Origin of the sequence: Pseudomonas sp. PA-5-4B, assembly GCF_021606215.1 — a bacterium.
GTDB classification, from domain to species: domain Bacteria; phylum Pseudomonadota; class Gammaproteobacteria; order Pseudomonadales; family Pseudomonadaceae; genus Aquipseudomonas; species Aquipseudomonas edaphica.
The window spans coordinates 14,095-27,341 of record NZ_WKDB01000032.1; the positions used below are offsets into that span (position 1 = coordinate 14,095).

Annotated in this window: 10 protein-coding genes; all 10 read left to right on the forward strand. The window is 53.9% G+C overall.

The window, feature by feature from the left end; genetic code table 11:
• The first annotated feature begins 670 nt into the window (after positions 1 to 670).
• The 10 genes from wecB (at position 671) to GIW28_RS17045 (ending at position 13,244) form a co-directional block, all read left to right on the forward strand.
• Positions 671 to 1,810 carry a non-hydrolyzing UDP-N-acetylglucosamine 2-epimerase gene (gene wecB, locus GIW28_RS17000; RefSeq protein ID WP_099549090.1) on the forward strand — a complete coding sequence of 380 codons (1,140 nt, stop codon included), beginning with the start codon at positions 671 to 673 and terminating at the stop codon, positions 1,808 to 1,810.
• Positions 1,807 to 3,072 carry a UDP-N-acetyl-D-mannosamine dehydrogenase gene (gene wecC, locus GIW28_RS17005; RefSeq protein ID WP_099549091.1) on the forward strand — a complete coding sequence of 422 codons (1,266 nt, stop codon included), beginning with the start codon at positions 1,807 to 1,809 and terminating at the stop codon, positions 3,070 to 3,072. Before wecB ends, wecC begins: the two co-directional genes overlap by 4 nt.
• A 133-nt stretch (positions 3,073 to 3,205) precedes the next feature.
• A complete protein-coding gene (locus tag GIW28_RS17010) occupies positions 3,206 to 4,450 on the forward strand; it encodes a hypothetical protein (RefSeq protein ID WP_017136092.1) in 1,245 nt (414 codons plus the stop codon).
• Between the two features lie 2 nt (positions 4,451 to 4,452).
• Entirely contained in the window at positions 4,453 to 4,914 is a 462-nt protein-coding gene (locus tag GIW28_RS17015; RefSeq protein ID WP_026013606.1) for a serine O-acetyltransferase, read from the forward strand.
• Between the two features lie 16 nt (positions 4,915 to 4,930).
• On the forward strand, positions 4,931 to 6,553 hold the full coding sequence (locus GIW28_RS17020) for an O-antigen ligase family protein (RefSeq protein WP_236447222.1): 1,623 nt from the start codon (positions 4,931 to 4,933) through the stop codon (positions 6,551 to 6,553).
• Positions 6,553 to 8,394 carry an asparagine synthase (glutamine-hydrolyzing) gene (gene asnB / locus GIW28_RS17025; RefSeq protein ID WP_268938775.1) on the forward strand — a complete coding sequence of 614 codons (1,842 nt, stop codon included), beginning with the start codon at positions 6,553 to 6,555 and terminating at the stop codon, positions 8,392 to 8,394. Before GIW28_RS17020 ends, asnB begins: the two co-directional genes overlap by 1 nt.
• 60 nt (positions 8,395 to 8,454) lie before the next feature.
• Positions 8,455 to 10,083, forward strand: a complete 1,629-nt coding sequence (locus GIW28_RS17030; protein WP_236447220.1) for a heparinase II/III family protein — start codon at positions 8,455 to 8,457, stop codon at positions 10,081 to 10,083.
• A 7-nt stretch (positions 10,084 to 10,090) separates the two neighbouring features.
• Positions 10,091 to 11,269 carry a glycosyltransferase family 4 protein gene (locus tag GIW28_RS17035; RefSeq protein WP_017136097.1) on the forward strand — a complete coding sequence of 393 codons (1,179 nt, stop codon included), beginning with the start codon at positions 10,091 to 10,093 and terminating at the stop codon, positions 11,267 to 11,269.
• Between the two features lie 2 nt (positions 11,270 to 11,271).
• The gene (locus tag GIW28_RS17040) at positions 11,272 to 12,231 is read left to right on the forward strand and encodes a UDP-glucose 4-epimerase family protein (protein ID WP_236447219.1); all 960 of its coding nucleotides are present in this window, start codon (positions 11,272 to 11,274) and stop codon (positions 12,229 to 12,231) included.
• Positions 12,228 to 13,244, forward strand: coding sequence for an MraY family glycosyltransferase (locus GIW28_RS17045; protein ID WP_236447218.1), 1,017 nt, complete (start codon positions 12,228 to 12,230; stop codon positions 13,242 to 13,244). Before GIW28_RS17040 ends, GIW28_RS17045 begins: the two co-directional genes overlap by 4 nt.
• The last annotated feature ends 3 nt before the right edge of the window (positions 13,245 to 13,247 follow it).

A 13,247-nucleotide genomic window follows, 5' to 3' on the forward strand; every position in this document is an offset into this window, starting at 1 on the left:
AATGGTATAGCTGGACTCTAAGTCCCTTAATCTAGAACGTCCCGCGAATGCCCTTTTAGAGCCAGTCGAACAGCTGTTCCATTCCAATCTTGGAAAAAACACGCCTAAAGAGGCTATACTCCGCAACGCGTTCACCTGCGCCGCTAGAGCGGAAAGCGCTGTAGGAAAAATCTGTAAGCATCCGCCGCGACAAAATAATGACCGGATCACCCGCACTTGACGGTTGACTTTAATCATAGAGATGCTAATCCGCGATCATGTTTTAACGAAACTAACCAGCCCCAATGCAAGCCAATTTTTGCCTTGGAGCCGAATGGGAGGGATACTTTAGAGTATGCGCACTACTTGCTGAGTGATCATCGCAGGTGTACATACGCACTGCCAAACGGGACGAAAGGAGGACGCCCGAGAATTTTCACTAGACCCAGGCAAATGGCTTGGAATTCGCACGAACCTCAACTCACGGGCCTGCAACTGCCTGCGAGTGGAATTCCAAAAAATAACGCATGCACAACTATCAGATGTCATGTTTCCACTATCTGATTGTGCTGTCCCGCGGCCCTGCGCCCTGGCATAGCGTGTGCAAAAACGTATCACAACTGACGGCACCCTAATCCGCGGATTATGACGTAAGCGTGCATTGAATTTTACTTTAAGTAGCGGTGTTGCGATGACTTTAAGAACCCTGTGTGTATTCGGCACACGACCTGAAGCAATCAAAATGGCTCCCTTGGCGTTGAGCCTTGCAGCAGATGAGCGCTTCACTGCCAAGGTCTGCGTGACTGGACAGCACCGAGAAATGCTCGACCAAGTGCTCAGTCTCTTTGAAATCAAGCCTGATTTCGATTTGAACATCATGAAGTCCGGCCAGGATCTGACCGATGTCACGAGTGCCATCTTGCAGGGAATGAAAACTGTCTTCGCAACCTTCAAACCGGATATTGTCCTGGTCCATGGCGACACAGCGACGACGTTCGCCACCACATTGGCCGCTTACTATCACCAAATTCCTGTGGCTCACGTCGAAGCCGGCCTGCGCACCGGAAACCTCTATTCTCCGTGGCCTGAAGAGGCAAACCGCAAGCTGACTGGCGCTCTTGCGGCATTGCACTTCGCACCCACTGAAACGTCCAGGCAGAATTTGCTGAGAGAGGGGGTCGCAAGCCAAAGCGTCCATGTGACCGGCAACACTGTCATTGACGCGTTGCTGGATGTGGTGGGCCGAATCAAGACCCGTCCGGCCCTGCAACAGCAATTTCACCAGCAGTTCTCGTTTCTGGGCGATTGCCAGCGAGTGATCCTGGTCACGGGTCATCGCCGCGAAAGTTTCGGCGGTGGCTTTGAGAATATCTGCCAGGCCTTGATCAATACGGCCCTGGAGTTCCCCGATGTCGAGATTGTGTACCCCGTTCACCTGAATCCGAATGTACGCGAGCCAGTCAATCGCCTGCTCAGCGACATCCAGAATATCCATCTGATCGAACCCCTGGATTATCTGCCCTTTGTGTATTTGATGGATCGCTCTTATCTAATTTTGAGTGATTCAGGTGGCATTCAGGAAGAGGCCCCCTCTTTAGGTAAACCTGTGCTGGTGATGCGTGACACCACAGAGCGTCCAGAGGCGGTTGACGCGGGCACAGTCAAACTTGTCGGGACTGAAATTGAGGCCATTACCTCTAACTTGAGAGTCTTGCTGACTGATGTTGAAGCCTATGGCCAGATGAGCTTCGCTCACAACCCCTATGGTGACGGAAAAGCATCCGCACGAATTCTCGATGTACTTTCACGAATTAAAAAGGCTAATTCATGAGCTTTGAAACTGTTTCTGTAGTCGGCCTCGGCTATATAGGGCTTCCGACGGCAGCTGTTTTCGCTGCACGTAAGAAAAAAGTCATTGGCGTCGACGTCAACCCGAACACAGTTGCAACCATCAACCGCGGCGAAATCCATATTATCGAACCGGATCTGGATATCGTCGTACGGGCCGCCGTTACCGAAGGCTATTTGCGGGCAACTCTAACCGCAGAGCCGGCCGATGCCTTCCTGATTGCCGTCCCGACACCGTTCAAGGGCGATCACGAACCCGATCTTTCCTACATCGAATCAGCCAGCCGAGCCATTGCTCCCGTCCTGAAAAAGGGTGACTTGGTCGTGCTGGAATCAACCTCCCCAGTCGGGGCTACCGAGCAAATGTCTGCCTGGCTGGCAGAAGCCCGTCCGGACCTGACATTTCCGCAAACCCATGGCGCAGAGTCGGACATCCGCATAGCGCATTGCCCTGAGCGCGTGCTGCCGGGTCACGTACTGCGGGAGTTGATCGAAAACGATCGCATCATCGGCGGGCTTACCAGCAAATGTTCAGAAGCTGCGCGGTCTCTATATAAAACATTCGTTGAGGGTGAATGCATCATCACCGACGCCCGCACCGCCGAAATGTGCAAACTCACAGAGAACAGCTTTCGCGACGTGAATATCGCGTTTGCCAATGAACTGTCGATGATCTGCGACGAACTCAACATCAATGTATGGGAGCTGATCCGCCTTGCGAATCACCACCCTCGCGTTAATATCCTGCAACCTGGCCCCGGTGTGGGCGGTCACTGCATCGCTGTCGACCCCTGGTTCATTGTCAGCAAAACGCCCGCCCTGGCACGCCTGATCCGCACCGCAAGGGAAGTAAATGACAGCAAGCCAAAGTGGGTATTGGAGCAGGTTCAACTGGCTATCGGTCAATTCCTGCAGGAACATCCGTCGAAAACCGCCAAGGACGTTACGGTTGCCTGCCTCGGGCTGGCCTTCAAGCCGGACATCGACGACTTGCGTGAAAGTCCATCCTTAGAGATCACCGCACACATTGCCCAGTCCCATCCCGGTACTGTTCTGGCGATTGAACCGAATATCGCGCACCTGCCGGCTCGCCTTGAAGGTATTGCAACCCTGAGCGGAATCGATCAGGCGCTGTCATCTGCGCACGTGATTGTCCTGCTGGTCGATCACAGCGTATTCAAGAAAATCCCGGGCGCACGCCTGTCCTCGCTCAAAGTCATCGACACACGCGGTGTGTGGGCTTGAAAAAAGCTTGATGAATACCGCTTAATCGACGCAAGCCGTTAGTATTGCGTCGGTTTCCGAGCACCGAGCTGGGCACGTTTGTTAAATGATCATGCAATTGCATTTGTCATGATGAGGTTCAAGAGGTTCTGGCATGGTCAATTTATTGATCCAGGTGCTGACACTGATAAGTGGCCTGGTTGTTAACTTTGTGATTCCCGGACTTTACGGCTTGGAAGCGTACGGCGCATTCATCAAGGCCAACGTGCTGGTATTTTTATTTCAAAAACTGTTGGATATCGTCAATGAGCAGCTGATTGCCACCGTGGAGGCCGAGTACATTCTGGTGACTTCATTATTTATGGCCGTACTGATTTTTGTACTGTTCAGCGCTGTGAACCTGATTGACCACATTGGCAACCCACTCCTGCTTGGGGTGATGCTTTTGAGCTCGGCATGCCTGTTATCGCTGTTCGGGCTACGCCTGCAACGCTGGATCGTGGCCTACCTGGTGCTATTTCTTGGCGTGTTTTTCACGCTCCTGTTTATCAGCTACCAACAAATAGTCTCGCTGACTATCGTCGACATACTGATTCTGACCAACTTGATTCCGTGCGCGTTTGCGGTAGCGGTGCTGTTTTTCAAAGGTGCGAAACTGCCCGTCGGCAAACAGCTGCTGCAGACCTGCCAAGGTGTGCTGCTGTTATTACCCAGAATGATATCCATCACCCTGGTGTTCAATCTGTTCACCAACATCTTGCCCTTCATTCTTTCCAAGAGCCTGCCCGTGCGCGACCTTGGATTGTTCAGGGTCATCGTCTCGATCATTCAATCCGCTACCAGCCTGTTCCCCATCAACGTCAGGGCAGTGTTTGTCGCCTTCGTCTCGGGCGGGCAACGCCAAGCGCAATATAGAATCATCACGTCGATCGCTATTTTCTACTTCGCGTTGGTAGGCTTATCGGGGTACGCAGCGGTTTGGCTGTTCCCTCAGTACTCGAACTATCTGGTGATGCTGCCCTGCCTGCCAGTGCTGTACTGGGCAGTGGTGACAGAGCGCTATCTGGTCGCCTCCGGCCTGCACCGTAAAGTCATCGTGGCAAACCTTGTCATTGCGCCACTGGCCATAACGAGCATGATTCTGTTTGTCAAAGACTTGAACCAGGCACAGTTGTTCTACGCTATCGGGTTCTCGGCCTACTTGTTGTTCCTGCACATAAGCTGCCGTCCTGGCATTCGCTTGCCGGTAGTTTTTTGGGTCGCCTTACTCTCTCCCCTGACTATCTTTTTGACACACATCAGCCTGGTCTGGGCCGTGCTGTATATGTGCTCGCTCATGATCATTGCAGTGGGAGCACTCCAGCTTCGACCCGCTGATCTTCGCACGCTGAGGTTTTAACCGTGAACGCAGTAAAACTTTATCGAGTTGGAAACTGGCTGCACCGGCGTCGAGTGCCGTTATTACCAGGCCTTGTTCGAAATGTGATTTTCCTACTGTTCAACTCTTACATTCCAATTACCGCAACGATCGGAAGGGGCACGATATTCGCCTATGGCGCGATCGGCGTTGTACTGCACGCAAATGCCAAGGTTGGCGACGGCTGTGTGCTGGGCCAAGGCATCACCATCGGCGCCGCTGAGGGTTATGTCACCAGCGAGATCAATCGCTGCCCCGTCATCGGTGACAACTGCTACATAGGGGCCGGGGCAAAGATCATTGGCGATATCGTCATCGGCAATAACTGTCAAATTGGCGCTTCAGCGGTCGTATTGAAAGACGTGCCTGATAATTCAATCGTTGTGGGAATACCCGCAAAAGTGATTGGACAAACAGCCAGCGACTATAAAGCCATACGCCCTTGAACAATGGAGTACCGCAATGCGTCAACCTGACTGCGTAAAAAATTCTATGGCGATCACGGCGGCAGCGCTCATCGCCATTTTATTTATGCTGGATCCTGGCGTGCTTTTCTACACGGCCATTATCGGCAGCGCTTTATTGGTATTGACGGCCATCATGTCGCCTTGGCTGGGTTTATTGGCGCTATTCCCATTGGCCTTTGCTCTCCACCCCGCGCCCACTTCGTTGGGCGCTCAGGAAGTGGCGTTTGCTGCCCTGCTGGTGGCGGTATTCCTCAGCGCATTGATCAAATTGCTCCGTACTCTGGGTTTTACATCGGTCCTGCGCCTGTTCGCCGCGCCATTGCTAATAGGCCTTGGGTTTCTAGTGCTGAACCTGGTTGTAGCGATGTACCACCATGTTCCGATGACTGATTGGCTCAGAGGGGTCGTGCCCTTTCTGTTTATCTATGCACTGATCCCGATCTGCGCTCTTGTAGGCCGCGAAGAAAACAACGTTCGTTGGCTCGGCGCTTCGGTGGGAACCCTGATTTTATTGACCGCAGGCTACATCGTTTTCTATTACTTCTATCACGGTCTGTGGCAGCCGTACTGGACCCTTGAGGTCAACGGGGAGATGGTAAAAATCCCTTATGAAGAAGCGCTGCGCAACGTTAACGCACAGGGCCCAATGCGTGATCGCATCACCATGGTGCTGGCGCAAGCAACCGACGCGATCCTGCCGCTGGGCATGGTGCTCGGCTATGTCGTCGGCACGCTGACCCCTGACCGAAGGGTTGCATGGATCAGTGGCCTGATATCGCTGCTATGCACAGCCGCCGTGCTGATCACATTCACACGAAGCATGCTGATCAGTGCACTTCTCGTCATTGGCTTGTTCGCGCTCTATACCTTTTTCGCGCGCAGGCACTTATGGCTAAAAGTAGTATCCGGCATTGTCATTCAAGCGCTGTTTTGCCTTGTGTTTATTTTTGCCACCGGCATGCAAGACGTATGGCTCGGGCGCATGAACTCCCTGGCGAATACTGCATTACCTATCGCAACCTCTTCCATTGCGTCCATGGGAGAGAAACACACGCAACCTGACGCTGCGGTGCCTGTAGTCTCCGAGTCCAAGCCCGCTGCCAACGAGAAGCAGGACTTCAACGTCTCTTCCCGGGTACAGGAATATAAAATCGCCTGGCGCATGTTTCAGGACCACCCCGCGCTGGGCAATGGTATCGGGATCAAACACGAGATGCGCTGGGAGAAGCCCGGCGGTGATTCATTCACGGAGTCAGTTGGCTATATCCATAACTGGCCACTGTACATGCTGATGGTCGGCGGCGTCTTAGGGCTGCTGATGTACATCACTGTCCTCGGTGCTCCCGTTTTATATCGGTTCACCACTCTGAAATCCGACCCCGCTCACCTCACCGTGATTCGCACGGCGGTCATAACGCTGGCGATCTACGGGTTGTTCTTCGCGGTGTTTCGCCTGATCTCTTTCAACTTACTGCTCGCAGCAGCTTGGGGCGTAATGCTGGCGCATAAGCATTCAAATCAAATGATGGGTACCGCCTTGCCTGACGGGCATACAGCGTCACTCTCCAACACCAGGCCGGAAACGGTCGTCAAAGACACCAGGGAGACGTCGGTATAATGTGTGGCCTCAGCTTTTTTGCAGTCAAAGACGGTGTACCCGAGACCCAGGTCCAAATGGAAAAAAGCCTGGCGGTTACACGGCACCGTGGCCCGGATGCATCCGGCACCTATTTCGCCAGTGTCGCGGGCTATCAGGTAGGGCTAGGACACAACAGGCTGAGCATCCTGGATTTGTCACCGACTGGCAGCCAGCCGATGTTTGCCGACAATCATGGTGTAAGTATCGTGTTCAATGGCGAGGTGTTTAACCATCACGAATTGCGCCGGCAACTGATCGAAAAAGGCTATACCTTCAAAGGCACCTCCGATACCGAAGTTATCCTGCAATTGTACGTAGAACATCAAGAGCAGGCCTTTGCACTGCTTGAAGGCATGTTCACGTTTGTCATATTGGATGAGCCGCGCCAAAAAACCTTTCTGGTAAGGGACGTCGTTGGCATCAAGCCGGTGTATTGCTACACCGGCGTCGACGGCTTCTACGCCTGCTCAGAAATCCGCGGCCTGAAATGTTTTTCGCAGGTAAACACCGACATAGACCCTGATGATGTCTTTGAGTTTTTCAACAACGGCTTTCTCTACGAACCCAACACCGGCTACACATCCATCAAGAAACTGATGCCCGGTAGTTACCTGGCGTTCGACCTGGCAACCGGCAAGATGACAACCCAGCGTTACCAGAGCGCCATGAACTTCAAGACCGAGCAAAGCCTCGTGCAGGATGTGCGTTCTGCCGTGACGCGCCAATTGGAAGCGGACGTCCCGGTCGGGGTATTTTTCAGTGGTGGCGCAGACTCCAGCATCCTGGCAAGTTTCACCGGTGATGCTGACTTATTTTTTGCACAGTACGACGCAACGGACGACTCCGCTGTCGATACGAAGTTTTCCGCCAGGATCGCCGAACACCTTGGCAAAAAGCTGGTGGTCACGGAGATTCTCGACTCAGATATAGACCCCTTCGAGTCCATCGACTTCGTCGCTGCCAACACCGAAGAACTGGTATCCGACTATACGTTCTGGGCAACCTACCGCTTGTCCACCGAAGCCAGGAAAAGTGGATATACCGTCATGCTCAGTGGCATGGGCGGAGATGAGGCGTTTGCAGGTTACCCACGCTACACAGTACTCAAGCATCACACACTCATCAGGCTGCTGTATCCCGTATTAAGTGCACTGCTAAAACTCAAGTTATTTCCAAAGCGGCTCGACAAAAAGTTCGAACGGTTGGTGTCCTATGCTCAGGAAAACTATTGGCCCCTGGCGTATTCGCGCATGCTGGGGTACTTCTCCCGCCAAGAGTTGCAGGGCTTTTTTCGTGACTACAACGAGCTTGAACGACACTACAAGCAACGCCTGTCCGGCGTAATGGATCAGTACAGCGGCGCCGTTGAAGACAAAGTCAAATGTGCACAGCATTTTGACCAGACAGGCTTCTTGAGCCATAACCTGAGTGTCTCGGACAAGGCCAGTATGTTGGCCAGTATCGAACTGCGCGTTCCGTTGCTGGACGAGCGTGTGGTGGCCAGCGGTCTTGCAACCTCAAGTGCAGATTTGCTTAAAGGCGGAGCGCCAAAGGCCCCACTCAAACAGCTCCTGAAAAGCCTGCTTCCCGCCTCATTGGTTGATCGCCCCAAAACAGGCTTCAACCCACCTCTGGATGGCATTATTCAACGCATAGGCCAACAACGCCTGCTCGCCGAGTTCGAGCGCATCTACACCTATGTGGCCCGAGGAGAGGTGGAAAAATTAGTGAACAATCATTTTTCAGGCAGCGCAAACAACACCTACAAACTCTGGCAGGTGTTGTACTTCGAGCGCTGGCTGAAAATAAATTTCCCTTAACTGGCGTCAGTCAATACTCACTACTTTAACTTTCAAGTGACTGACCTAAGCAGGACGTTGATGCAACGAATAATCAAGCTCTACCACACCGTTAAAATGCTGCGATTGAAGCAGGTTGTTTACCGTCTTTACTATCGCTTCGCTAAAGTTCGGCCTTTTTCGGCACAAGGCTTTACCCGGCGCCCCGGAATTAACCTGGCGAAGGCTCCCCATTGGTGTGCCTCGCGCTTCGGTGCCGACGAACAGTTTGAATTCATGGGCCTGACGGCGCCGATTGATTGGCACGATCAGACACGCCCGAAAATTTGGCAATACAACCTGCATTATCTGGATCATCTGGCCTCTTCAGGCGAAGACCGAAGAGACTTCGACACGCGCCTGGTCAACAGTTGGATCACAAACAACGCCCCCTTTCACGGATGCGGCTGGGAACCCTATACGCTCTCTTTGCGCATCGTAAATCTGATCAAGTGGCTGCAACAACAACCGAGCCTGGAACCGCACTGGCTGGACAGCCTGGCTACACAGGCCCACGCGCTGTCTGAACAGATCGAATATCACATTCTCGCTAACCATTTGTTCGTGAATGGCAAGGCACTGGTGTTTGCCGGGAGCTTTCTGAACGGCGATCGGGCAGACAGCTGGCTGTCCAAGGGTTTGAAGATCCTTGATGAGGAAATCAAGGAGCAGTTTCTGGCGGACGGTGCGCACTTCGAACTTTCACCCATGTACCACGCGTCTCTTCTTTGGGACATCTGCGACCTGCTGAACCTGGCCACTCACTCCGAGCTGCCGGAACTTAACATTCGCAAAAACCAATGGAAACACCAGATTGAGCAAGGCCTGGTCTGGTTACGCAGCCTCCAGCACCCGGACGGTGGCATTGCGTTCTTTAATGACTCGGCATTCGGCATTGCACCCACACTGCTCGATATAGAGGCGTACGCGCTTGAATTGGGATGCCGTGCGCCCAATGACATGCCCACCGCTACGATTGCAGCTGTACACCAGGTTGAAAGTGGCTACGTGGCGATCAATTTTGGCGATCAGTGCAAAGCATTGTTGAACCTTGCGCAGGTTGCGCCTGATTACCAGCCAGGTCATACCCATGCGGACACCCTGAGCTTCGAACTCAGCCTGTTTGGACAGCGCGTGTTCGTCAACTCTGGAACGTCTCAATACGGCGAAGACGCGGAACGTCAACGGCAACGCAGCACGGCAGCGCACAACACAATAGAAGTGAACGGTGAAAACTCATCTGAAGTCTGGGCCGGATTCAGGGTCGCACGGCGCGCACGTACCACCGTGGGTAAGCTGGAACAAACAGTCGATACCGTACGTATCAGCGGCAGCCATGACGGCTACCTGCGTCTACCGGGGAAAAACCTGCACGTTCGCGAGTGGGTTGCGATGGCCGGTGAATTACAGGTGATAGATTCCGTCTCCGGCACATTCGATCAAGCTGTATCAAGGCTATTTTTACACCCTGATATCCGTATCACTCAACAAGGCAACACGGTAACGATCACCCTGCCCGGCGGTCAGGTCGCTGTCGCGACACTAGAGGGCGCAACCCGGATCAATGTGGTGTCTTCCACATGGCATCCGGAATTCGGCAAGTCTGTTCCCAATCAGTGCATCGTCGCTGAAATGTCGACAGACAAACTGACCACCCGCATAACCTGGTGAGGCTTACGTGAAACTTTTGATTTTGAGCTTTTACTACCAGCCTGATCTGTCAGCCGGTTCATTCCGCACGACAGCACTGGTAGACGCACTTCTGGAGCAACTCCCTGCAGACGCCCATATTGAGTTGATCACAACCCTGCCGAATCGCTACAGCTCCTTCAGCAGTCAAGCCCCGGAACTGGAGAAGCACCCGAGGCTCACCATCCGCCGAGTGGCCCTGCCTGGCCACAAGAGCGGGATGGTCGATCAAGCAAGAGCGTTTCTGGTGTATGCCAACGCTGCACGCAAGATTGTGCGAAACCAAGACTACGATCTTGTCTATGCGACTTCTTCACGCCTGATGACCGCTACGCTGGGAGCGGTGATCGCACGCACAAAACGAACGCCGCTCTACTTGGATATACGCGACATCTTTGTCGACACGATCAAGGATGTGCTGTCCAAAGAAAAAGTCTGGTTGCTTAAACCCTTATTATCGCTGGTTGAACGTTTTACCATTCACTCGGCGCAAAAGGTCAACCTGGTCTCTGAAGGTTTTCTTCCTTACTTCAAATCACGCTATCCCGACCAACGCTACTCCACCTATACGAATGGCATCGATGGCGAATTCCTGGATGCGCAACCCGTCGCTGAAGAAAAGGTGCCCAGCCCGATCCTGGACATTGTCTATGCGGGAAATATCGGTGAAGGCCAGGGGCTGCACAACATTATCCCCCAACTGGCCAAACAACTTGAAGGGAAGGTGCGATTCCGCGTGATCGGCGACGGAGGCCGGATCGAGCTTTTAAAACAAGCCATTGTCACTCACGCCTGTACTAACGTTGAACTCTTGAAACCGGTCAAGCGCGAACAATTGATCGAGGCTTATCAGTCGGCGGATGTGCTTTTCCTGCATTTGAACGACCACGACGCCTTCCGCAAAGTCTTGCCATCAAAAGTCTTTGAATACGCTGCACTGGGCAAACCGATCTGGGCGGGCATCTCTGGTTACGCAGCCAGTTTTGTCTCTGAACATATTGAAAACGCTGCCGTGTTTGCGCCGTGTGACGCCGCCGCAGGGATCCAGTCCTTCAAGACTCTCAATATTATGACGCGCCCGCGCCATGCCTTCGTCGAGCGTTTCGCGCGTGGCCGCATCATGCGCGAAATGGCGAAAGATGTTCTTTCACTCACAGGAACTCCTTGATTATGCAAATCCTCCTGACGGGAGCGAGTGGCTTTGTCGGTAGCGGGTTAATCGCGCCACTGCTTAAACGCCAGCACTCGATTACCGCTGCTGTACGCGAGCTCAAGGCCGATCTTGATACGCGCGTCAACCAGCGCCTTATCGGCGGGCTATCCGACGATCAGGATTGGCAGCTGTTGCTCGAGAGCCAAGAAACGGTGATCCACCTGGCCGCCCGGGTCCATGTCATGAGTGACGCATCCACCGATCCCCTTGCCGAATACCGGCGGATCAATGTCGAAGGCACCTTAAACCTGGCCCGCCAAGCGGCGGCTGCCGGGGTTAAGCGCTTTATATTTATCAGCTCGATCAAGGTCAATGGCGAGAGCACGGCGACTGGCGCGCCGTATACGGCTGACGGTCCCACAACCCCTACCGACCCTTACGGCATCTCTAAAAAGGAAGCAGAGCAAGGCCTGCGAAAACTGGCTTCTGAAACTGGCATGGAAGTGGTGATCATTCGTCCCGTATTGGTCTACGGACCCGGCGTTCAAGCGAACTTCCTGAGCATGATGCGCTGGTTGCATAAAGGCCTGCCCTTGCCCTTTGGCGCCGTGAACAATCGACGCAGCCTGGTTGCCCTGGACAACTTGATTGATTTGATTGTGACGTGCACCGAGCACCCCGCTGCCGCCAATCAAACCTTCCTGGTCAGTGACGGGGAGGACCTCTCGACCACAGCGCTTTTGCGTCGAATGGGAACGGCTCTGAACAAGCCCGCACGCCTGCTAGCTGTGCCGAGTTGGTTGCTGCAAACCGGCGCCACTGCGCTGGGTCGCCGGGCACTCGCTCAAAGGCTATGCGGCTCCCTGCAGGTCGATATTGGCAAGACCCGCGAACTGCTGGGCTGGACACCGCCGAGCAGCGTTGACCAGGCACTGAGTAAAACAGGTAAACATTTTTTGGAACGGCAAACTAAATGAATATGTGGTGGTTGTTACCGGCTGTGACGATTGTCGCACTCCTTTTAACGGGGGCCTTGCGTCATTACGCTCTGGCTCGAAGCCTGATCGACATCCCGAATGCGCGCAGCTCGCACGTCGTGCCTACGCCCAGGGGCGGTGGTGTCTCGATCGTCGTCAGCTTTCTGTTAGCGCTATTGCTGACTGCCAGCCTTGGCCTGATTACATGGCCACTCACGTACGCATTATTCGGCGCCGGGACCGGCATCGCGGTATTGGGTTTTTTGGACGACCATGGCCATATCAGCGCACGTTGGCGCCTGCTAGGGCACTTTATAGCCGCGGCATGGGCACTGTTCTGGATCGGTGGCCTGCCGCCGCTGGTGGTGGCGGGACTCGCCGTCGACTTGAGCTGGATCGGCCATATGCTGGCAGCGGTCTACCTGGTATGGCTGCTGAACTTGTATAACTTTATGGATGGAATTGATGGAATAGCCAGCGTCGAGGCTATTTGCGTATGCCTTGGCAGTGCGCTGCTCTATTGGCTAACAGGTCATGAGCTGATCGCGTTTACACCGTTATTACTGGCGTTTGCAGTGGTTGGCTTTCTGTATTGGAACTTCCCAAAAGCCCGTATCTTCATGGGCGATGCGGGCAGTGGGTTCCTCGGCATCACGCTGGGGGTGCTGTCGCTGCAAGCGGCCTGGGTCTCGCCGCAGCTACTGTGGAGCTGGCTGATCCTGCTGGGTGTGTTTATCACTGATGCGACATGGACCTTGCTGCGCCGCCTGCTCAGAGGCGACAAAGTCTATGAGGCCCACCGCAGCCACGCCTACCAGTTCGCTTCTCGCCAGTTCGGTAAACACGCACCCGTTACCCTGGTGGTAGCGGCAATCAACATTGGATGGCTGTTACCTATGGCGCTGCTCGTGGGCAACGGCACGGTGGATGGCTTTCTGGGACTGCTGGTGGCCTATCTGCCGCTGATAGCGTTGGCCGTAAAGTTCAGGGCTGGAGAGAAAGAACCGAATTGAACC